Origin of the sequence: Bradyrhizobium sp. S3.2.6, assembly GCF_040546885.1 — a bacterium.
GTDB lineage: Bacteria > Pseudomonadota > Alphaproteobacteria > Rhizobiales > Xanthobacteraceae > Bradyrhizobium > Bradyrhizobium cytisi.
In genome coordinates, this window is the sequence record NZ_JBEPOS010000002.1 from 278,666 (window position 1) to 299,113 (window position 20,448).

Consider the following 20,448-nt stretch of genomic DNA (forward strand, 5'->3'; position numbering starts at 1 on the left):
CCGCACGAACAAATGAAATCAGTGCGTGTGCGTACCCGGATGCGAGGGCCCGTGCCTCAACCGAAAGGGTGAAAAGCGAAAGGAACCACGAACACGTTCGTGTGAATCCAATCTCGTTGCACTCGTGCGACAGAGTTCCGCCACTCGACATGGAGCTGCGTCGCACTTCATTGAACCTAATTGCGCGTGTCGCGACTCAGAAACCGTACAGCCGCGCCGGATTGTCGACCAGGATCTTCCTGCGCACATCCGCATCCGGTGCCCATACCGGAAGCTGGTTGAGCAGGCGGCCGTCGTCGATCTCGTGGAACGGTGCGAGGTCGCAAGTCTTGCGGCCCTCGACTTGGGCCGAATCCGGATGTGGCCAGTCGGTGCCCCAGACGATGCGGTCCGGGTTTGCGGCGATCAGTGCGTGCGCATAGGGCATCATGTCCTGATAGTCGGGCGCGAGGTTCGACGAGCGATAGGCGCCCGAAATCTTCACGTACGCCTTGCCCGATGTGACGAGTGCGACGAGGTCCGCAAATCCGGGCTGCTCCAGTCCGAGCGAGGCCTCGAGGCCGCCAAAGTGGTCGAACACCGCGGGCACCGGTGAGGCCAGCACGAGATCCCTGATCGCCGAGATCATCGCCAGCGTGGTGTAGAGCTGCACGTGCCAGCCGCGCGCTTTCATGCGCTCGATGGCGGCGGTGAGGCGGGTGCGGCCGACATCGGGATTGTTGACGCCGTCGGTGGCAAGATTGATGCGGATGCCGCGAAAGCCGTCCGCATGCATCGTGTCGAGCTGAGCTTCCGTGGTCTTGTCGTCGATCACGGCCACTCCGCGTGCGGTCGCGCCGCGCGCCTTGATTCCGAACAGGCTGGAGGAATTGTCGGTGCCGTAGACGCTCGGCGTGACGATCACGACGCGCTCGATATGGAGCGCCTTGTGCAGCGCTGCCATTTCTTCCGGGCTTGCTGGCCCTGGCGTATAGACGCGCCCGGCAAAGAAAGGAAACTTTTCGACATCGCCGTGGATATGGGTGTGACAATCGCACGCATGCGCCGGCACGTCGAAGTTGATCGGCGTCGCGGGTTGCGCTGCGCGCGCGTACTTTTTGTCGGTCATGGCTGCTCCGGCGGCGAGGAAGGCGCTCGGAACGATATCACATCAGCCGGGCAGTCGAGCCATTTCGGCGCATAGCTGCTCGACCAGCTCCGCAATCGGCCGCGCACCGTCGACGCGGACCACAGGGGAGGTTAGACGCGCGAGCCACGCCTCATCTTTTGCGAGGTTGCGGCCGTCACGATCGCCGGCTTCGTAGTGCGAGGCCCAGTCGACGAACGACTCCGTCTCCTCGTGGCGCCAGCCGCCCTGTGCGACGGCATCAGCACCGAAATGCGCAGCCTCGCGGGCACGCAGGCGCTGCATACGAAGCTCGCGCGACGTGGTCACGAAGATAACGAGATCGAACAGCGGGATGAGCTCGTCGCCCCAGCCGGTGACGGTTCCGCTCAGCACCCAATCGAGACGCGGCAGGAACATCTCGCACATCAGGCGCAGACGCTCGGCGGCAGGACGCGTCGTCTGGTACGGCGGCGCCGTCGGCAGCCAGAAATAATCGTCGCTGTCGTGATGCGGCAGCGCCAACCGTCCCGCAAGCGCGCGGCCGAGCGTCGTCACGCCGGAGCCTGAGGCTCCCATCAGATGGATGCGGCGGCTCTTCATCTTCACATTCCAGGAAAGCCGGCCCGATGGGCGGTTTTGAGGTCATGGCTGCGAGTCCAACGACGTCCGATGCCATCACCTCTCTCGACAGGAAGTGATTAGGCTACGCCTACGTCGACGGGTTTCGCAACGGCGCTACAAATCCACACATTGCGAGGATGACATTGTGCCCCTGTTTTGCCCGACGCGTCAAATAAAATTCGTAAAATCCGCAATCCTCGCGCGCGACTTCATCGGCTACTGTGCATGGGGTTGTTTTCGACATTTTTAAAGGTGGCCGCCAAAGCGGCAGGCCGAAGCCGGCCACCGCCAGCATGCCCAGCGCGGCGCTCACCCGGATAATGGATCACTGCCCCGACGGCGTGCGCAGTCCTTGCCAGGCGTCGCGGACCTGGTGGTAGTGCATCTCGGGCAGATAGTCGGGCGTGTTCAGGCTCAGCGTCTTGACGTCGAGATGGCCGACGGCGCTGAGCAGGGTGTAGGAGGCGATGACGCGGTCGCGCAGCGCACTGATCAGGCGGGCTCTGGCCTGGATCAGATCGGCCTGCGAGTTCAGCACATCGACCGTGGTGCGCTGTCCGCCGGCGGCCTCGCGCTGCACGCCCTGGAGCGCGACGGTTGCGGCCTTCACCTCGGACTCCGAGGCCGAGACCGCGATCTTGGCGCCTTCATTGGTGACCCAGGCGCTGACGGCTGCCGTGCGCGCCTGGTTGCGCATCTGGTCGAGCACGAGCCGGCTCTGTGCCGTCACTTCCTTGGCCTGCCGGGTCTGCGAGGCCGCCTGGCCGCCGTCATAGATCGGCGCGGTGACATTGGCGACGATCGAGGCCTGGTCGGTGGCGAAGGTGCCGAGCGTCGGGTCGCTGTCGCGGCTGCGGCTGACGCTGCCCTGCAGGCTGGCGCTCGGCAGCAGCGCGCCTTCAGCGACGCGGATATTGGTCGAGGCGACGTCGACGTCGAAGCCCGCGGCCATTACCGCCGGATGCTCGCGGATCGCCATCGCGATCGAATCCTCGCGGCTCTTCGGCAGATAGCGATCGACCACTTCGGCGGGGCGAAGCGCCGAAGGCGCATTGCCGATCACCTGGGAATAGGTCGCCTGGCTGACCGCGAGTGCGACCTCGGCGGCATTGAGATCGGCAAGGCCGCGATTGAGGCGCGCCTCGGCCTGGGCGCTGTCGGTCGGGGTGACGTCGCCGGCATTGAGGCGGCGCTGGGTGATCGAGAGCGTCTCGCGCAGGAAGGCGACGTTGGAGCGTTGCGCCTCGACCAGCGACTGGTTCGCCAACACGTTGGTGTAGGCGGTGACGGCGTCGAGCAGCACGCCCTGACCGACATTGCGCAGCGCCTCGCGGCCGGACTGCACCTGAAGTTCCGCGACCCGCACGCTGTTGGCGGTGCGGAAGCCGTTGAACAGGGTCTGCGACACCGTGACCCCGATGGTCCAGGGTTTTAGCGTCGCGGTCTGGATGGTGTTGTCCGGAAGCAGGTTGCGTACGGCCTGCAGGCCGGCGCTGAGGCTCGCCACGATCTGCGGCCGATAGCCTGCCAGCGCCTGCGGCACGTTTTCGTCGGTGGCGCGCTGCCGTGCGCGCTCGGCGTTGAGTTGCGGATTGGTCTGGTAGGCCTTGACCAGCGCCTCCGGCAGGGCCTCCGCGCAGGCCGCGGCGGGCATGGCGCAACAGAGCGCCACCGTGGTCCACGTCGCGAGGACAGGACCCACGCCCGATCGACGCCGCGTCATCACGCGACCAGCTCTGGCGGTACGCCCAATCATGTAATCCCGCAAAAATCCTGGCTGTCCGCCCCGCCGACGGCGGCTCTCTTAACTGTTTACCCAGCGCCGGTCTCGCAGGCAAACTGCCGCGGAGGAAACCCCCATGAAATCCGTGCTTGTTGCAGGTGCGTCACACAGCGATTCCGGCTCGAATGCGCTATAGGGGACTGGCGGCGCCTGCCAATTCCGTCGGGCGCCTTTGCAATGTGGTCCGGACCCACGGATGATGCCGAAATTCTTCTCCGATCCCGATGCGCTTGCGGAGGAGATCATTCGCGACGTCGGAATCGATCTGGTGGTCGGTCTGCCGCTCGGCCTCGGCAAGGCCAATCACGTCGTCAACGCACTCTACGCGCGGGCCAGTGCCGATCCTTACATCAAGCTGACATTGCTCTCGGCGCTGACACTGGAAAAGCCGAAGCCGCAGGCCCTGATCGAACGCCGGTTCATCACGCCCGTGATCGACCGCCTGTTCGGATTGTATCCCGATCTGGCCTATGCCGAGGCGCTGCGCGAAAATCGGCTGCCGCCCAACATCAACGTGGTCGAATTCTTCTTTCTTGCCGGACGCTGGCTGCACGTGCCGGCGGCGCAGCAGAATTACATCTCGGCCAACTACACCCACGCCGCGAGCTACCTGCTGGCGCGCGGGATGAACGTGGTGACACAGCTGGTGGCCAAGCGCGTCGTCGACGGCGTGCCGCGCTACAGCCTGTCCTGTAACACCGATACGACGCTGGATGTGCTGCGTGAGCGCCGCGCCGGACGTGCGTCGTTCAAGCTGATCGCGCAGGTGAATTCCGAGCTGCCGTTCATGCCGGGCCCTGGCGATCTTCCAGCCGACGAGTTCAGCGCCGTGCTGGACAGCACGGCGACGGATTTTCCCCTGTTTGCGCCGCCGTCGGAGCCGATCTCCGATACCAAATACGCCATCGGACTGAACACGGCATCCCTCGTGCGCGACGGCGGTACGCTTCAGATCGGCATCGGTCAGATCGGCGATGCGCTCGCGCAGGGCCTGATCCTGCGCCATCGCAATAGCGTAGCGTTTGATGAGGTCGTCGCGCGGCTGTCTCCGGCGCGACCAGCCGTTGCGCAGGAAGCCGGCGCCTTCGAGGCGGGCCTCTACGGTGTCAGCGAGATGGTGACCGAGGCGTTCATCGGCCTGATCGACGCCGGCATTCTCAAGCGCGCCGTCGAAGGCGTGGTGCTGCACGGCGCTTTCTTTCTCGGTCCGAAATCCTTCTATCGCGCGTTGCGCGAAATGCCGCCGGACCAGATCGCGAGCATCCAGATGATGCCGGTGTCGTTCACGAACGAGCTCTATGGCGAGGAGGATCGGAAGCGCCGTGAACGCGTCGATGCACGCTTCATCAACAACACGATGATGGCGACGCTGCTGGGCGCGGCCGTATCCGACGGCCTCGACGACGGCCAGGTCGTGAGCGGCGTCGGCGGGCAATACAACTTCGTGGCGCAGGCCTTCGCGCTTCACGGTGCGCGATCGGTGCTGACGCTTGAAGCCACGCGGCAAGCGGGCCGTACGCTGAAATCCAACATCCTCTGGCGCTACGGACACGAGACGATTCCGCGCCACCTGCGCGATGTTTTCGTCACCGAATACGGCGTTGCCGATCTCAAGGGAAAGCCGGACGCCGACGTGATCGCGGCTGTGCTCGATATCGCTGACTCGCGCTTCCAGGACGAGCTGGCGCGGGTTGCAAAGGACGCCGGCAAACTGCCGCGGGGCTACGAGATTCCGGCGGTTCACCGCGAAAATCATCCCGAGCGGATCGCAACGGCGCTCAAGCCTGCGCGAGACGCCGGGCTCTTGCCGTCGTTCCCGTTCGGCTGCGATTTCACCGAGGTGGAGCAGCGCCTCATTCCGGCGCTGGAGATTCTCCAGGGCGCGCAACATTCATCGCGCGCGCTGGCAGGCCTGCTGTGGCAGGGATTGATGCGAAAGCCGGATACGGCCGACGAGGCGTGTCTCGCACGCCTCGGCCTCGATCAACCAAAAACGTGGGCCGAGCGCTTCTATCGCGCGCTCGTCAGCGCGGCCCTCGCACAGAGCCGCGCCCCGTAGATCCTACCGGTTCTTGTTCACCGGCTTGCGCTTCTCGATGAATGCCGCCATGCCCTCGGAGCGGTCTTCGAGCGCGAAGGTCGAGTGGAACAGATTCCGCTCGACACTCATGCCTTCGGCGAGCGTGGTCTCGAAGGCGCGATTGACTGCTTCCTTGGCCATTGCGACGGCAGGGCGTGACATCGCAGCAATCTTCTCCGCGGCCGCCATTGTCTCGTCCATCAGCTTGTCGGCCGGCACGATCCGGCTGACGAGGCCGCTGCGTTCGGCCTCAGCTGCATCCATCATGCGGCCGGTGAGGCAGAGATCCATTGCCTTGGACTTGCCGATCGCGCGGGTGAGGCGCTGGGTGCCGCCGATGCCGGGGATGGTGCCGAGCGTGATCTCGGGCTGGCCGAATTTGGCAGTGTCGGCGGCGATGATGAAGTCGCACATCATGGCGAGCTCGCAGCCGCCGCCGAGCGCATAGCCGGCGACCGCTGCAATGGTCGGCTTGCGGCAGCGCGCGATGCGGTCGCCGCCGATCGCGGCGAAATCTTCGGAGAACATGTCGATGAAGCCCTTCGGCTGCATCTCCTTGATGTCGGCGCCGGCGGCGAAGGCCTTCTCGCTGCCGGTCACGACGATGCAGCCGATGGCGTCATCGGCTTCGAGATCGTCGACGGCGGCGGCAATCTCGCGAAAGACGCCGAAGGAGAGCGCGTTGAGCAACTTCGGCCGGTTTAGCTTGATGATGCCGACCGCGTCTTTGCTTTCGACGATGATGTGTTCGAACGTGCTCATGCTCCACCCACGCTTTTGATTGGGCGGGCAATGTGCCTGCTGTCGCGGATGCCTTCAAGGGGGCCAAAAGCCGCCGGGACGCGCGGGTAGCGCGCGCCCCAAAATGAGCCGTTAGGCCAAGACTTGGGCCAAGACCTAGGCCAAGAATTGGGCCAAGACCTAGGCCATGAACATGCGCGCGGCGGAGGCCAGCGTCAGCAGCGTGCCGACGCCGATGAAGATCTTCCCGATCAGGGAGCTCTGGTCCCAGGCCGAGCTCGGCTGGCTGCTTGCCATCACCGGCGCCGGGCGCGGCTGCGCGTCGGTTGCGGCGACCACCGCCTTCTGCACGGGCGGATTGTCCTGTTGCAGGGCGCGATCGAGGTCGTTGAGCTGGTCGGGCGCGACCACCTGGTTTTCGGCGCCCGGAGCGGCGGGACTGTCGGCCGCGGCCTGCACATTGTCATTGGCGCGGCCCGTCATCGCCGAGGCTGCGGCCGCGGGCGGCGTGTCGGCGGCGAGCTGCGCGTTCGCATTGGCGACTTCCGGGGGCATCTGGCTCGACGCCGGAACGTCGGTGCTGGCCTCTTTGCCAGCCTTGGCCTGGTCGGCCTGCGGCGTGGCATCCGCCTTGTCAGTCTTGTCGTCGGATTTCTGCGCCGTCTTGCTGTCGGTGTGGCGCGACGAATGGCGTCGCGGCTTACCCGGCTTGTCCGCTTCGGCCTGTTTGCTTGCGCCGTCCGGCTTCGTGCTCGCAGAGTTCGGCGCGGCCTGCACCGAAGCTCCAAACAGCAGCAATAGTCCGGCCAGAACGACCAATGCCGCGCGTCCGCTGGCTTTCATCATGTTGACGATCTCCCCAATTCGCCCGTCCCGGGGCGAACAGAGACCCCGGCCCATGACGACAGCGGGGCAAAAAATGGGAATCTTCGGGCCACACCGGGCAAAACCGGGGCAAACCGGTGGGGTACAGAGGCGGCCGGGTGCGGCAGAGACCGATCGGTGTTATGAGCCCCTGACAGAGTTTCTGCGGCTGCCTTGTGGTCGGGGCCCAGCGTCGATCACGACTTCGTGATCACGCAGGTCCCGACGTAACAAATTGAAAGAGCGGCCGAATTGCAATGGTGAGGGCGCGCGTGCGCGGACGTGAGGACGAGTGGACCGGCCTGATGCGGTCGGCCATGGCAGGGGATGATGCGGCATATCATCGCCTGTTGAGGGCGGTCACCCCGGTGCTGCGCGCTGCCGCGAGGCGCGGCCTGGCAAGGGCCGGGCAGCCTCCCGATCAGGCCGAGGATATCGTGCAGGAGATTTTGTTGGCGGTGCATCTGAAGCGGCACACCTGGGACAGCGAAGCGCCTTTCGCTCCCTGGCTGTTCGCGATCGGCCGCAACAAGCTGATCGATGCGCTCAGGCGCCGCGGCCGCCGCGTCTTCGTCAATATCGACGATTTCGCCGAGACGCTGCCCGGGGAGACGCCGCAGGAGACGGCCTCGGCAGGCGAGGTGACGGCGCAGCTCAACACCCTGCCGCAGCGCCAACGCGACGTGTTGCAGTCGATCGCGGTCGACAGCACCTCGATCAAGGATACGGCGGCGAAATTCTCGATGAGCGAAGGTGCCGTGCGGGTCGCACTGCATCGGGGGCTTTCGGCCCTGACTGCCAAACTACGGGACCACTAGTCATGGATACCGATCAACTCATTCGTAGCCTTGCGGCCGATAACACCCATCGCGCCCCGCGTGTCGGCGCGATGCTGACCATGGCACTTCTCGTGGCGGCGCCTTTGTCCATCCTGATCTTCGCGACGTTTCTCGGCGTGCGGCCGGACGTGATGAGCGCCATGCACAACCCGTTCTTCGACATGAAGTTCGCAGTCACGCTGTCGCTCGCGATTCCCGCGATCATCATCAGCCTGCATCTGTCGCGGCCCGAAGCCCTGATGCGCGGCTGGGGCTGGCTCCTGCTGCTCCCCGTCGGGCTGCTTGCAGTCGCGATTGGCAGCGAGGCGATGATGGCGCCGGCCATGCCGATGACGATGCGGCTCGTCGGCAAGAACTCGCGGTGGTGCATGCTGGCGATTCCCGCGATGTCGCTGCCGCTGCTCGCGGGCGCCCTGTTTGGTCTGCGCCACGGCGCGCCGTCGCGGCCGGCGTTGGCCGGTGCGCTTGCTGGCCTGCTGTCGGCCGGGCTCGCCGCCACGCTCTACGCCTCGCACTGCACCGACGACTCGCCGCTGTTCGTCGCGACCTGGTACACGATCGCGACGGCGGTCGTGACCGCGATCGGCGCGGCGGTTGGCTCCAAAGTGCTGCGCTACTAGGCAGCGTGGTTACTCTAAATTGTCTTCGGCCTGTGACCGTTCATCTCGACCGCTGCATCCTTGATTGGAGTTGACTGATATCCTAATACCGTTACGGGCGGGCGCGACACAGGTGCAGACTGGTAAGGACGATCATTGCCGACGATCACGCCATCATGCGGGAAGGCCTGAAACAGCTTCTGTCGACCGTGGACGAGCTTACTGTCAGTGGTGAAGCGGCGGACGCTGAAGCGGTTCATCGGCTGCTGAACGAAAACTCCGCCGATCTTCTCATCCTCGATCTCGGCATGCCGGGTGTGAGCGGATTTCAGTTCATAGCCCAACTGAGAACGGCATGGCCGGAGCTGCGGGTTCTGGTCCTCACCGCCAATGTCGAGCCACGTTCCGTTCGGGCAGCCTTTTCCGCGGGCGCCAATGGCTATTTGACCAAGGGCGGCGATCCATCCGAACTCATCGCTGCGATCGCGGCCATCAGAACAGGCAGCGCCTATGTGGCGGAGGAGGTTCGCTTTGCGGTGAACCAGCATGACGGCCCGAACGAAACCCCGGAGCCCACGGCAGCGATCATATCTCCGGTTACGTTGACGAGGCGTGAGCGGCAAATCCTCGGAATGATCCCTCATGGCGTCACCAATCGCGACATCGCCAGCCGTCTCGGCATCAGCCCGCTGACTGCCAGGAAACATCGCGAGAATCTTATGCGGAAGCTCGATCTGCACAGTGGTGCCGAATTGACAGCCTACGCGGTTCGTCTCGGCCTTCCAGCGGGTTAGCGCAACGGCAACTCGCAAACGAAGCCGCCGCACCTGCCGGCGCGCGGAGAGGTTTCGATGCAAGAGGACAAGATACGCGGGGCGCTCGTCGAGCTCTTGTATCGCAATTCCTATGGCGTGGTGGTCGCCAACATCCTGATCTCCCTGGCGGCAGCATATGTCCTGAGGAGCTCGCCGGCTAAGCGGCCGGCGTTGGGCTCGTCGCACCGCCCTGCATGCGGTGAAAGCGCAGCACCTGCTGCGCCGTCGAGCTGCGCAGGGCCTCGTAGGTATCGCGCAGCGTCAGTATGTCGGTCTGCGAGCCGCCGGACAGCTTTTCGCGCATGGCGATGATCGCGCGCACACTCGACCATTGCATTCCGGCGACCTTGGCGAGGATCATCACGCCCTCGGTCCGGCTCTCGATCATCATGTTCTCGACGGTCTCCACTGCAACGCTGGCGAGCGCTGCGAGCCCCGCATTGGTCTCATCGAACTTGCCCTGTTCGGCGAAGGTCGTGACCTGGAATTCGTTGAGACGGCCGTCGTCGTGGAGTGACTTCACCAGCGCGCGCGCCATCTCGGTCTGCCGGCTCATGGCGGCGGCGCGGACCCGCTGCGCGGCTTCCTGGACCACGCTCGACACTTCGTCGGCGAGCTCCGGATGGGCGGCCTCCAGCTTCCTGCGCACGCTCAAGGAGGCCTTGGCGATCAGCTTCAGAAAATGATGGCGCGGCAGGTCGGGCCGCAGGCCGATGCAGGCGGCGAGGTCATCGTTGCGCGCGGCGCGGGTGACGAGGTCGGTGAGGCTGCCCTCGGAGAGCTGCGCGCCCGGATTGCTGACGGTCGACTGCACCACGTCTTCGTTGCCGCGCGCCACCAGCACATCGGTCAGCGCCTCCGACAGCACCCGCCGCAGCGAGATCGCCTTGAGATGGGCCTGGCTCTTGCTGCGCGCGATCTCGATCAGGGTGGTCTCGTCCAGCCGCTCTGACTTCGTCAGTACGGGACCGGCGACCTCGATCACCTCATCGAGTGCGAGCGTACGTATGATTTTGGGCGGTGCGGCCGGGATCGGCGCGAGGCGGTCGGCGAGCAGCGCTTTCGCCGAGGTCTCGATCTGTTCGATCAGGCACTGGAAGACGTCGTCGAAGACGCGGACATGGTCGTCGGAATAATCCACCGCGTTGTTGATGAAGAGGTCGGTGACCCGGCGCAGCGTCTCGACCCGGCGCGCGACGGTGCCGTGCGAGAGTGCGGACTGCAATTCGTCGAGCAGGTTTTCGGATGATTTGGCGGTTTTGGTTCTCATGGCCCTGTCCTGGAGCGATTGGTCCGGCGGCGTCTTCTCACGCTCCGGCAAATGGATTGGTCAGCTCGTTGCAATGCGGTTGCGGCCTTGTGCCTTGGCGGAATAGAGCGCGCTGTCGGCGCGCGCGAGAAACGTGTCGGCAGTATCGTTGTTGCGTAGCGTCACGACGCCGGCGGAAATGGTCACGCTCATGCCGGGCGAGAATGCGCTCCAGTCGAGATCGGCGATGATGCCGCGCAGCCGCTCGAGCATGCGCGATGCGGCCTCGTTTGCGGTGCCGGGCAGCAGCAGCAGGAATTCCTCGCCGCCATAGCGGCCGAAACGGTCGTCGGGCCGGATGTTGGCGAAGATGGTGATGGCGAAGGTGCGCAGCACCTCGTCGCCGACGGGATGGCCGTAGGCGTCGTTGATGCGCTTGAACCAATCGAGGTCGATAAGTGCGATGGCGCAAGGTGCGGCCGCCTGCCGCGACTTTTCCATCTCGGCGTCGAGAAGTCGCATGATGCAGCGGCGGTTGTAGGAGCCGGTCAGCTCGTCGAGCTCGGCGAGCTCCTCGATGCGCCGATAAGCAGCTTTCAGCTCGATGCTGCGCCGGTACAGGATCTTGCGCAGCGTGGCGCCGAACAGGCCGAGGAAGGCGCACTGGCCAATCACCAGCATGAAGCACAGCATCGAGGCGGTCCGCTGCAACCGCGTCGCCACCGGCATGCCGATCGGCAGGTCCGAGCCGAGGAACACGGCCGCAAGCGCCGCGGAGGCGAGGGCCCAGGTCAGCATCGCCTGGGCCGAGGTCATGCGCAGCGTGCCGAATGCGAAGATCAGGAACAGCACGCTGATGAAGGCGATCCCGATCGTCGGCGCCGACACCAGGAATATGAATTGCAGCGCCATATGCGCCGAGATCTGGAACACCGTGAGATAATGGTCGGCGTGCTTGTCGCCGACGCCGGCCTCCGACATCACGACGAAGATGCCGATGATCAAGAGGCCGCCGACCCAGAACAGCGACGGAACGTTCATGTGGACGGTGCCGTCATAGGCGTAGAGCAACAGGACAAGGCCGCCGAGCGAATAGCTCGCGACCTGGCCGATATACATCTGCCGGCGCTGCCGGATCCGCCGCGCCAACATCTCTGGTGCGGCTGCTTCGGGTGCGAGGACGAGATCCGCGACCTCTGCGGCATTCCTCTCCGGAAAGGACGTCGCGGCCGTGCTCATGGTCCCGCCAATGGTGGATGTCAGCCGAAAAAATCTACGTGGCAAGCCTTTAGGTTTGGTATCCTTTTGCACCGAATCCGGGGAACGCGGCGCGGGTGAAGGGTTCGTGCCGCGCGGAATTTTGCAGCCGGTTAGGCATCGCAGGCGATATCCCGGACCAAAGCCGGCCCCGTGCGACATAAGGTGCACAGGGCCGTGTTATGGACGGGGCTCGACCGGGCCGCATGGCCGGCTCACGGCAAGTCCGCAAGAGAGTGTTTCCGTATTATGTTACCGTTCTGGAGAGAGGCGGCCGACCGCCACAGGTGGGGCAAGGAAATTGCGCTTATGTGGGGTAGATCACACAGATCCCCGTATCAGTGCGGTAGCCTGAAGAATTTTACCCCTCTCGTCGAACCGTCCCCTGCATCGACCCGACAAACCTTGCGAGACGGCCTTTGAGCGTGACACAGGCGGCTACGGACGAGGTCCTCATCGCCAGGATCGCCCAAGGTGACCGGCTCGCCATGCAGGTGCTGTACGGGCGGCACCATGTCAGGGTTTACAGGTTCGGGCTCAGGCTCGTGCGGGACGAGCAGACGGCGGAAGACCTCATCAGCGAGGTATTTCTCGACGTCTGGCGTCAAGCCGGCAAGTTCGAGGGCCGATCCGCCGTTTCCACCTGGCTGCTGGCAATCACCCGATTCAAGGCCCTGTCTGCGCTTCGGCGCCGAAAGGATTTTGAGTTGGACGACGAGGCCGCCAATGCAATCGAGGATTCGGCCGACAATCCAGAGACGGCGGTTCAGAAGAAGAACACCAGTGAAGCGTTGCGGGAGTGCCTGACGGGCCTCTCGCCGGACCATCGGGAAATCGTCGATCTCGTCTACTACCACGAGAAGTCCGTGGAAGAGGTGGCTGAGATCGTCGGGATCCCGGAGAACACTGTGAAGACGCGCTTGTTCTATGCGCGCAAGAAACTGGCCGAACTGCTGAAGGCAGCCGGCATTGAGCGAGGCTGGCCATGATGGCGTTGAGCAAGAAGATGCTGGAGCAAGAGCCCAGTGAAATTGAATTGCTGCTGCCGTGGCACGCTGCCGGCACGCTGAACGCCCGCGATGCCCGCCGCGTCGAGGAAGCGCTCGCCAGCGATCCTGCGCTCGCCAGGCAGTATGCGGCGATCCGCGGCGAATACGAAGAGACCATTCATTTGAACGAGAGCCTTGGCGCTCCGTCGGCGCGCGCGATGCAGAAGCTGTTCGCCGCGATTGACGCCGAGCCGGCGCGGGCGACCCGTTCGCTGCCGTTGTCGGCGCGCGTTGCCACCTTCTTCGCCAGCCTGTCGCCGCGCGCGCTGGCCTGGTCGGCGAGCCTTGGCGCCATTGCGCTGCTGCTCCAGGCCGGCATCATCGGCGCCGTGCTGATGAAGACCCAGACCTCGACTTTCCAGACCGCATCGCTCTCGACCGGCGCACCGATCACGCGCGAGCTCGGGGCGGCAGCACCTTCGCGGGCGCTGGTGCGCTTCACGCCCGAGGCGCGCGTCGCCGACATCACCGCGCTGCTCGACAGCTACCAGGCCTCGATCATCGGCGATGCCAGGGGCGGCATGTTCCGTCTGCAGTTCGACAAGGCGATGAGCCAGGACGAGCTCACTGCGCTGCTCGGCAGGATGCAGCGCGAGAAGTTCGTCAACCTCGCCGTGGCGGCGCCTTAACCGCGCCGCTGCAGCAATGACGCGCAAGTCCGAGAGTCAGTTGCGAGCCGGGGCGTACGCTTCGTCTGCCGGAGCCGCACTCCTGCTCGCCGCCTGCCTCGGCATCGAGGGGACGCACGCCCAGGCGATCATGCGCACGCCGGCCATCAGTGTTCCCTCGCGGACGCCGACGATCTCTCCGGGTGTCGCGGCCAGGGTGATGAGCGTCGACCGCGGTCCTCGGGTCACCCCCGCCATCCCGCATATCTCCACGGCACGGATCGGCTTGACGCCGGTGCTGCCCTATGCGCGCTACTCGCCGAACCTCTACCCGGCCTGCACGGCAGCCTATCGCGACGCCGACGGCGAGTGCCTGGCACAGCCGAACGGAGGCGGCGACGGCTCCGGCAAATCGGCCAGGAAGAGTGCCGGCAAGGGGCGGGGCAATAATACGCCGGTCGCCGTAAATCTGCGCAGCTTCGCCAACGAGTTCGTGGCCGAGATCGACAGTGCGTTGTCGCTGACCGAGGCCGATGAGCTCGCGCGGCGCCACGGCTTGACGCGCGTCTCTTCGGAAAGCTTTCCGCTGATCGGGGCCACGGTCGGCCTGTTCCGCATCGCCGACGGCCGGCCGTATGAGACGGTGCGGCGCGAATTTGCCGCCGACGGCAGCGTGCGTTCGCTCCAGCCGAACTTCCGTTACGTGCTCCAGGACCAGAAGTTGGCGGTGCCGACCGAGGGCGATCCGGCGCAATATGCGCTGTCGAAGCTGCGCCTGCCGCAAGCCCATACGCTGGCGCACGGTGCCAATGTCACCGTCGCCGTGATCGATTCCGGCATCGATGCCAGGCACCCCGAACTCGCCAACTCCATCGCCGACAATTTCGACGCGCTCGGCAGCAGCGAAGGCCCCCATATCCACGGCACCGGCATTGCGGGGGCCATCGTGGCCCATGCGAAGCTGATGGGCAGCGCGCCGGAAGCGCGCATCATCGCCATTCGCGCCTTCGGCGGCACCAACGGCAGCGCCGAGAGCTCGTCCTACATCGTCCTGCGCTCGCTCAATTACGCAGCCGAGCACGGCGCCCAGATCGTCAATATGAGCTTTGCCGGTCCGAAGGACGCCGTGATCGAGCGTGCGATCGCGGCAACTGCCGCGCGTGGCCTAGTGCTGATCGCGGCCGCCGGCAATGCCGGCGCCAAATCGCCGCCGCTTTATCCCGCCGCCAATCCCAACGTGATCGCGGTCAGTGCGACCGACCAGCAGGACAAGCTGTTCACCGCGTCCAACCGCGGCAATTACATCGCGCTGGCGGCGCCGGGCGTCGACATCTTCCTGCCGGCGCCGGATGGCAAATACCAGATGACGTCGGGCACCTCGTTCTCGGCGGCCTATGTCTCCGGCGTCGCGGCGTTGCTGCTCGAGCGCAACTATGCCCTGAAGCCGGAAGCGTTGCGCATGACGCTGGCGAAGACCGCGCGTGATCTCGGTTCACCCGGGCGTGATGATCTCTTCGGCGACGGCGAGCCCGATGCGTTTGCCGCGGTCATGGCCGTTCCGGCCGACAGCACGACGCCGGTCGCGGCTGCGTCCGGTACAACTAAACGTGAAGATGCCGAGAAGCGCCGTGACGACCCCGGCATACGCGCTATCGAGCAGCCCTCGCTGTCGAGCGCGGGCGATAAATCCACGGTTTCTCAGGTGGATAGGCCGGCGGCAAGATAGCGCCTGCGACGACATTGCGCGTCGGCCAAAGGTTAAAAAATCGAACCCCGCTTTGAACGTTCAGCCGGCTGCCACGACCAATTTATGTGGGAGCGGTCATCCCTCCCCATCAGTCATATCAGGCGCGAGCGCCCATCCACCCCAAGCGCCCATATGGCTTGACCCGTCCGGTTGTCCCCCCGGACGGGTCTTCTCTTTTTGGGGCGTCCGATTTCTTGAAGCGTGATGCGAAATCAGCTTGCGATTGAGCCCGCGGGCACAATCGTCGTGACGACTCCGCAGCGGCACGTGGCAAGTCCGCTATGCTTGCGCGGAGCTTGACTCGAAAAGCCCTGAAAACTCCGCACGACTACGGACTTTCGTGACGACAGTCGTGTCGTTGCTGGACAAGTCAAAACTTTTCCACAAAATATTCATGTCGCTCTTAAATTGATTCGTGTGCGTTGCGTCGCGTCCGTATCTTCTCCTGACGGGCTGATTTATGACTCATCGCCACAGCGCGGCTGGAAGCCGCGAGCTTGCAGCACGCTGGTGCGCTCTCGCCGAACAGCGGCTGGAACATCTCTCTGAAATGTTCGAGACCGGACGCTGGCGCCGCTATCACTCCGAACTCGCATTCCTCGAAAACATCCAGGAAGCCAAGCGCGCGGTCCAGACCTGGCGCGCCCTTGCGAATGGCGGGGACGTCGCCGCGGCGGCCGCGAGCGTAACCTCCGCATTCGGCTGGTCACCCGCGACCATGCCGCGCGTGTTTCCGCGCGAGCAGGCCCAGACCTTGCAGCTCCAGACCTTGCAGCCCAAGGCCCTGCAGCCCAAGGCCTTGCAGCCCAAGGCAGTGCACATCGCGCCCGAGACCGCCGTTCCGGTCAGGCTCGAGCCCGAGCTGGACGTGCTCGCCGAAATCGTCGAGGCACCGATCGCACCGGCCGCCCCAGCTGCACCGGTCGCCCCGACGGCGCCGGCCGCTCCGCCTGCGCCGGTCGTTCGGATGGCGCCAGCCGCGCCGGTGGCGTCGATCGCCTCGTTTCTGCAGACCTTCTCGCCACCCGCCGCCGAAATCGTCGCGGCCCCCGAGCGCGTGGTCGAATTCACCTTCAGCCTCGACGGCATCCAGGCGAAGTACCCGCTGCTGCGGAATACGTTCTAGGGGCGTCCCGTCTACTGCCGCACCGCATTGCCGCCGACCACCACCTGCGCAAAGCGTTGGGCGCCGTCCGCCGACAGGTCCGCCGTCACGGCCCGCGCATGATCGAGGCCGACCACGGCGCCGCGCGGGGTTTCCGAGATCATGTTGTTGTTGACGAGCGCGGTGCCCGCACCCGGCACCACGGAGACGCCGACGCCGGCCAGCGCCTTGCGGATCACGTTGCCCGCGATCACGACGTCACGCAGATATTTGCCCCAGCCGGCGACGATGCCGTAGGACGGCGCGTTCTCGATCACATTGCCTGTCACCGAGGCGTCGGCCTCGATATAGATGCCGACGCCGGCATCGTCGTCGGGCGCGGTCCCGATCGGCCGCTTCGGGATCAGGTTGCGGATGATGTTGCCCTGAACCACCGCGATGCGGCCACCTTCGTTGAAATTGCAGACGGAGACGCCGACGGCGGCGCCATCCACAATGTTGTTGGCGATCATCGCGGCCTCGAATGCGAACTCGGAATAAAGCGCGACCTCGCGCACGTCGCTGACGCTGTTGCCTGATATGTGGATGTTGGAGGCCGAGTTGCCGCGCACGGCGGAGTAGTCGCAGTTCCTGATGCGATTGCCGCGCACGATCACGTTGCCGGCGCGGAAGGCGTTGATGGCGTTGCCGTACTGACCGGAGCCGCCGGGGCCGGCCTTGATGTCCTCGATGCGGTTGTCCGCGACCAGCGTGCCGTCGTCACCGATGGCGGTGCGCAGGATCTCGATGCCGTTGTCGTTGGCACCGACAATGGTGTTGCGGGACACGCTGAGGCCCCTGGCGTCGAACGAGACCACTGCCGTCACGGCGATGTTGGTGAAGATATTGCCGGAGATGTCGCCGGACACCTGCTCGAGCCAGATGCCGCTGCCGCCGGAACCGGTGATCTCGCAATCGGCGATGCGGACGTCGCGGCCACCGAGGACGTGGATCAGGCCGCGCCGCGTCGGCAGCGGAATGCCGCTGCCGTCGAAGGTGAGGCCGGTCAGCCCGATCGAGTCCGATCCGTCGCTCTGGATCGCTGAGGCCCCGCCGGTGAAGATAAGCTTTGTCGCGCCGCGCACGCCGATCAGTTGCGCGCCATTCGGCAGCTGCAGCAGTCCGGTTCGGTAAATTCCGGGCGGCAGCGCCAGCGGCATCTGTGCGCGCGAGGCTTCGTCGATCGCGCGCTGAAGCGCGCGGGTCTGATCCTCGCTGCTGCCGGGCCGCACGCCGTATTGGGTCGCATCGCGGCCGAGCGTGGACGTCAGCGGCGCCGCGCGCGCGGCGTCAACAGGCATGGCGAGCGCACCGGCGATGCCGGCGGTCGATGCTCCAATGAGATGACGGCGATTGAGGTCCATGACGCGTCCTTTGGCGGACGCGGGAGGTGTCCGCGGAGATTAGGTAGCGCAGGGCAGGGAGCGCCGTGAGGATTGTTCGCGGTAGGGTTAAATGTTTACGCAACGGGCGGTGCGGTAGGGCGGGCAAAGCGTAGCGTGCCCACCATTGTCGCCGCGCATATCGTTGCATGGTGGGCACGGCGCAAGGGCGCCTTTGTCCACCCTACGAAACGCGTGCCTTCCTTGCGAGCTGCACCATCTCCATCAGCATCGCTTCCCCGGCATCCACCAATTCGTCCAGCGTAATCCGCGGCGCGCCCTTGCGCCGCATCGCGCCGCTGCGCGCAAGCAGGGGAATGTGGATGAACGCCGCGAGCCCCGGCCCGCCGCCCCTGACGTTCTCGATCGCGCGCCAGCTCAGATAATTGCAGAGATAGGCCCCCGCGTCGCGCGAGGGCCGCGCATCGATGCCGGTGAGGCGTGCGGCGCGCAAGAGCCTTGCCGTGTGCGGGCCGAACGTCATGGCGTCCGCATCACCGGCGATGCCGCGCTTGCTCGAGCGGGTGTTGGCGGCATCGGGCCACAGCATGGTGACGGCGTTGCGCGCGCGGCTCTCGATCCGCAGATACGGCGTGCGGGCGGCGAGGCCGAACATCAGCAGCGCATCCGGCTTCACTTTCGCGAGCACCTCGGGCAATTGCCGGTCGACCGCAGCATAGGTCACCGGAAAGATGTGGCGCGATAGCTCGACATCATCGAACGCGGGACGGCGCAGTTGCGCCAGCCGCGCCACCAGCGGCTGGGTCGGATTATGCGGCGCACCGGGAAAGGGCCCGAAGCCGGTGACGAGAACGCGGAGCTTATCGGACAATGGATATGATCCTCTCGATCCTGTCGGGGACGCTGGCATCCAGTAAATACTGGGACCAGCCGTCTTCCAAGCTCGCGGGTCGTCAGATCTCCGATGCGGCATCGTGCCTGTGGCGCTCGCGGTAGGTCCGCGTCTTTTCCCGGTTGCCGCACAAGTTGGATTGGCACCAGCGCCGCGTGCCGGGCTTCGAGCGATCGAAAAACACCCGCCGGCACTCGTCGGCGGCGCACATCTTCAGCCGCTCGAGCGTGCCGGCCGAGGCCGCGTCGTACAATTCGGCGACGATCGCCGACAGGCCCGCTTGCGCATCGCTCATCGCCGGCCTGAGTGCAAAACCATCCTTGCCGATGACGGCGACACGCAGTGCAAACGGCTCCATCGCGGCGTTGAGGGGGGCGGTGACGGCTGGCTTGCGATCGCGCTCCACCGGCTCGCATTTGAGGTAGTCGCGGATCGCGGCGCGCAGCCGCAAGGCCGCCTCGAAGGTCTTCTGCGATGGCGCAGCGGTACGTTCCATCAGCCCGTGCTCGCGCATCCACTCGCCGAGGGCGGTGAGATTTTGCAGCTCGTCCGCCTGCCGATGCTGAACACCGTGATGGGTGAAGTGCCGCAGATCCAGCGTGTTGGCGAAATCGTAGAGATTCGCCAATGCGTCGGGGACTTGGAACTTGCGCGATTCTTTCGACATCGAACACCATTTAATCGCTTTTGCTGGTTGACTCAAGACGCCAGTATTTCTATTTTACTGGTGTCCAACGAGAGAACGGAGTTTCATCATGTTGCACGTCAACCATCCCCCGATCTCGACCGAGGAAGCCTCCTACCGGAAATACGTCGAGGTGCTGGATACCCAGATGGCCTACGTCGATGTCGGCGCGGGCGATCCCATCGTGTTCCTGCACGGCGTTCCGACGCCGTCCTATCTCTGGCGGAACATCATTCCCCATCTCTTGCCCTATGGCCGCTGCCTTGCGCCCGACCTCGTCGGCATGGGCAATTCGGGCGCGGCGCCGAACGGCTCCTATCGCTTCGTCGATCACCGACGCTATCTCGACGCCTGGTTCGATGCGCTGGGCCTGACCGAGAATGTCATCCTCGTCGTGCACGACTGGGGCGCCGCGCTCGGCTTTCACTGGGCCCATCGCCACCCGGAGAGGGTCAAGGCGATCGTTTACATGGAAGGCATCGTCCGGCCGTTCCGCTCCTGGGACGAATGGCCTGACGCGACGCGCGCCTTCTTCCAGGGCCAACGGAGTCCGCAAGGGGAGGACCTGATCCTGCAGAAGAACCTGTTCATCGAATATCTGCTGCCACTGCGCCACATCGCGCCGGAGGCGCTGGAGGTCTATCGCCGCTATTTCCGCAATCCTGGACCGAGCCGCCAGCCGATGCTGACCTGGACGCGCGAATTGCCGATTGAGGGCGAGCCTGCCGATGTGGTCGCGATCGTCGAGGCCTATGCGGATTGGATGTCGAAGAACCGGATCCCGAAACTGTTCATCGATGCCGAGCCGGCGGGCTTCCTGATCGGGGCACAGCGCGACTTCTGCAGGGCCTGGCCCAATCAGGAGACCGTCCTGGTGAAGGGATCTCACTTCCTGCAGGAGGAGGCGCCTCAGGAGGTCGGCGAGGCGACCGCGCGCTTCGTCTCGAAGGTGCTGGCCGGCCAGATCAGTTAGGCCATCGCGAGATTGCGTTGAATCGCGAGCTCGAACTTCGCCTCACCTTTC

General features: G+C 65.0%; 19 protein-coding genes. 9 read left to right on the forward strand and 10 right to left on the reverse strand.

Annotated elements, in window-relative coordinates:
• Positions 1–196: 196 nt before the first annotated feature.
• The 3 genes from ABID58_RS05590 to ABID58_RS05600 form a co-directional block, all read right to left on the reverse strand.
• Positions 197–1,108, reverse strand: coding sequence for an amidohydrolase family protein (locus ABID58_RS05590; RefSeq protein WP_354031863.1), 912 nt, complete (start codon positions 1,106–1,108; stop codon positions 197–199).
• A gap of 42 nt (positions 1,109–1,150) precedes the next feature.
• Positions 1,151–1,708: a P-loop NTPase family protein gene (locus ABID58_RS05595; protein ID WP_354031864.1), complete on the reverse strand. Its 558-nt coding sequence runs from the start codon at positions 1,706–1,708 to the stop codon at positions 1,151–1,153.
• A 346-nt stretch (positions 1,709–2,054) separates the two neighbouring features.
• A complete protein-coding gene (locus tag ABID58_RS05600) occupies positions 2,055–3,452 on the reverse strand; it encodes a TolC family outer membrane protein (RefSeq protein WP_354031865.1) in 1,398 nt (465 codons plus the stop codon).
• A 259-nt stretch (positions 3,453–3,711) separates the two neighbouring features.
• On the opposite strand from ABID58_RS05600, the gene ABID58_RS05605 reads away from it, so the two are divergent.
• A complete protein-coding gene (locus ABID58_RS05605) occupies positions 3,712–5,571 on the forward strand; it encodes an acetyl-CoA hydrolase/transferase C-terminal domain-containing protein (protein ID WP_354032175.1) in 1,860 nt (619 codons plus the stop codon).
• Between the two features lie 3 nt (positions 5,572–5,574).
• On the opposite strand, the gene ABID58_RS05610 is transcribed toward ABID58_RS05605, so the two are convergent.
• A complete protein-coding gene (locus ABID58_RS05610) occupies positions 5,575–6,354 on the reverse strand; it encodes an enoyl-CoA hydratase (RefSeq protein WP_354031866.1) in 780 nt (259 codons plus the stop codon).
• Between the two features lie 159 nt (positions 6,355–6,513).
• Positions 6,514–7,179, reverse strand: a complete 666-nt coding sequence (locus ABID58_RS05615) for a hypothetical protein (RefSeq protein WP_354031867.1) — start codon at positions 7,177–7,179, stop codon at positions 6,514–6,516.
• Positions 7,180–7,469: 290 nt separating this feature from the next.
• Here ABID58_RS05615 and ABID58_RS05620 point away from each other — a divergent pair, with 290 nt between their 5' ends.
• The 3 genes from ABID58_RS05620 to ABID58_RS05630 all read left to right on the forward strand — a co-directional run bounded on the left by ABID58_RS05620 (position 7,470) and on the right by ABID58_RS05630 (position 9,429).
• Positions 7,470–8,015 carry a sigma-70 family RNA polymerase sigma factor gene (locus ABID58_RS05620; RefSeq protein WP_187434940.1) on the forward strand — a complete coding sequence of 182 codons (546 nt, stop codon included), beginning with the start codon at positions 7,470–7,472 and terminating at the stop codon, positions 8,013–8,015.
• A 2-nt stretch (positions 8,016–8,017) separates the two neighbouring features.
• Positions 8,018–8,656 (forward strand): NrsF family protein, encoded by a 639-nt coding sequence (locus tag ABID58_RS05625; RefSeq protein ID WP_148752058.1) that lies wholly within the window; start codon positions 8,018–8,020, stop codon positions 8,654–8,656.
• A gap of 134 nt (positions 8,657–8,790) precedes the next feature.
• Entirely contained in the window at positions 8,791–9,429 is a 639-nt protein-coding gene (locus ABID58_RS05630) for a response regulator (protein ID WP_354032176.1), read from the forward strand.
• 178 nt (positions 9,430–9,607) lie between these two features.
• On the opposite strand, the gene ABID58_RS05635 is transcribed toward ABID58_RS05630, so the two are convergent.
• On the reverse strand, positions 9,608–10,720 hold the full coding sequence (locus tag ABID58_RS05635; protein ID WP_354031868.1) for a DUF2336 domain-containing protein: 1,113 nt from the start codon (positions 10,718–10,720) through the stop codon (positions 9,608–9,610).
• 60 nt (positions 10,721–10,780) lie between these two features.
• Entirely contained in the window at positions 10,781–11,938 is a 1,158-nt protein-coding gene (locus ABID58_RS05640; protein ID WP_148752056.1) for a GGDEF domain-containing protein, read from the reverse strand.
• A 437-nt stretch (positions 11,939–12,375) separates the two neighbouring features.
• Between ABID58_RS05640 and ABID58_RS05645 the strand changes: the two genes are divergently transcribed.
• The 4 genes from ABID58_RS05645 (at position 12,376) to ABID58_RS05660 (ending at position 16,486) form a co-directional block, all read left to right on the forward strand.
• Positions 12,376–12,945 (forward strand): sigma-70 family RNA polymerase sigma factor, encoded by a 570-nt coding sequence (locus ABID58_RS05645; protein WP_354031869.1) that lies wholly within the window; start codon positions 12,376–12,378, stop codon positions 12,943–12,945.
• Positions 12,942–13,634 carry a hypothetical protein gene (locus tag ABID58_RS05650; RefSeq protein ID WP_354031870.1) on the forward strand — a complete coding sequence of 231 codons (693 nt, stop codon included), beginning with the start codon at positions 12,942–12,944 and terminating at the stop codon, positions 13,632–13,634. Before ABID58_RS05645 ends, ABID58_RS05650 begins: the two co-directional genes overlap by 4 nt.
• 16 nt (positions 13,635–13,650) lie before the next feature.
• Positions 13,651–15,339 carry a S8 family serine peptidase gene (locus ABID58_RS05655; RefSeq protein ID WP_354031871.1) on the forward strand — a complete coding sequence of 563 codons (1,689 nt, stop codon included), beginning with the start codon at positions 13,651–13,653 and terminating at the stop codon, positions 15,337–15,339.
• A 481-nt stretch (positions 15,340–15,820) separates the two neighbouring features.
• Positions 15,821–16,486, forward strand: coding sequence for a TIGR03809 family protein (locus tag ABID58_RS05660; protein WP_354031872.1), 666 nt, complete (start codon positions 15,821–15,823; stop codon positions 16,484–16,486).
• Positions 16,487–16,497: 11 nt separating this feature from the next.
• Here the strand turns inward: ABID58_RS05660 and ABID58_RS05665 are convergent, their stop codons facing one another.
• From ABID58_RS05665 to ABID58_RS05675, 3 genes are all read right to left on the reverse strand, one after another.
• Entirely contained in the window at positions 16,498–17,868 is a 1,371-nt protein-coding gene (locus ABID58_RS05665; protein ID WP_354031873.1) for a TIGR03808 family TAT-translocated repetitive protein, read from the reverse strand.
• Positions 17,869–18,070: 202 nt separating this feature from the next.
• Positions 18,071–18,718 (reverse strand): pyroglutamyl-peptidase I, encoded by a 648-nt coding sequence (locus ABID58_RS05670; protein ID WP_148752051.1) that lies wholly within the window; start codon positions 18,716–18,718, stop codon positions 18,071–18,073.
• Between the two features lie 82 nt (positions 18,719–18,800).
• Positions 18,801–19,406, reverse strand: a complete 606-nt coding sequence (locus ABID58_RS05675; protein WP_354031874.1) for a CGNR zinc finger domain-containing protein — start codon at positions 19,404–19,406, stop codon at positions 18,801–18,803.
• Between the two features lie 88 nt (positions 19,407–19,494).
• On the opposite strand from ABID58_RS05675, the gene ABID58_RS05680 reads away from it, so the two are divergent.
• Positions 19,495–20,397 carry a haloalkane dehalogenase gene (locus ABID58_RS05680; protein WP_354031875.1) on the forward strand — a complete coding sequence of 301 codons (903 nt, stop codon included), beginning with the start codon at positions 19,495–19,497 and terminating at the stop codon, positions 20,395–20,397.
• Positions 20,398–20,448 lie beyond the last annotated feature (51 nt).

Coding starts and splice junctions, on each gene's coding strand:
- ABID58_RS05590 (WP_354031863.1), bottom strand. CDS start 1,108: ATGACCGACAAAAAGTACGCGCGCGCAGCGCAACCCGCGACGCCGATC.
- ABID58_RS05595 (WP_354031864.1), bottom strand. CDS start 1,708: ATGAAGAGCCGCCGCATCCATCTGATGGGAGCCTCAGGCTCCGGCGTG.
- ABID58_RS05600 (WP_354031865.1), bottom strand. CDS start 3,452: ATGACGCGGCGTCGATCGGGCGTGGGTCCTGTCCTCGCGACGTGGACC.
- ABID58_RS05605 (WP_354032175.1), top strand. CDS start 3,712: ATGCCGAAATTCTTCTCCGATCCCGATGCGCTTGCGGAGGAGATCATT.
- ABID58_RS05610 (WP_354031866.1), bottom strand. CDS start 6,354: ATGAGCACGTTCGAACACATCATCGTCGAAAGCAAAGACGCGGTCGGC.
- ABID58_RS05615 (WP_354031867.1), bottom strand. CDS start 7,179: ATGATGAAAGCCAGCGGACGCGCGGCATTGGTCGTTCTGGCCGGACTA.
- ABID58_RS05625 (WP_148752058.1), top strand. CDS start 8,018: ATGGATACCGATCAACTCATTCGTAGCCTTGCGGCCGATAACACCCAT.
- ABID58_RS05635 (WP_354031868.1), bottom strand. CDS start 10,720: ATGAGAACCAAAACCGCCAAATCATCCGAAAACCTGCTCGACGAATTG.
- ABID58_RS05640 (WP_148752056.1), bottom strand. CDS start 11,938: ATGAGCACGGCCGCGACGTCCTTTCCGGAGAGGAATGCCGCAGAGGTC.
- ABID58_RS05650 (WP_354031870.1), top strand. CDS start 12,942: ATGATGGCGTTGAGCAAGAAGATGCTGGAGCAAGAGCCCAGTGAAATT.
- ABID58_RS05655 (WP_354031871.1), top strand. CDS start 13,651: ATGACGCGCAAGTCCGAGAGTCAGTTGCGAGCCGGGGCGTACGCTTCG.
- ABID58_RS05660 (WP_354031872.1), top strand. CDS start 15,821: ATGACTCATCGCCACAGCGCGGCTGGAAGCCGCGAGCTTGCAGCACGC.
- ABID58_RS05665 (WP_354031873.1), bottom strand. CDS start 17,868: ATGGACCTCAATCGCCGTCATCTCATTGGAGCATCGACCGCCGGCATC.
- ABID58_RS05675 (WP_354031874.1), bottom strand. CDS start 19,406: ATGTCGAAAGAATCGCGCAAGTTCCAAGTCCCCGACGCATTGGCGAAT.
- ABID58_RS05680 (WP_354031875.1), top strand. CDS start 19,495: ATGTTGCACGTCAACCATCCCCCGATCTCGACCGAGGAAGCCTCCTAC.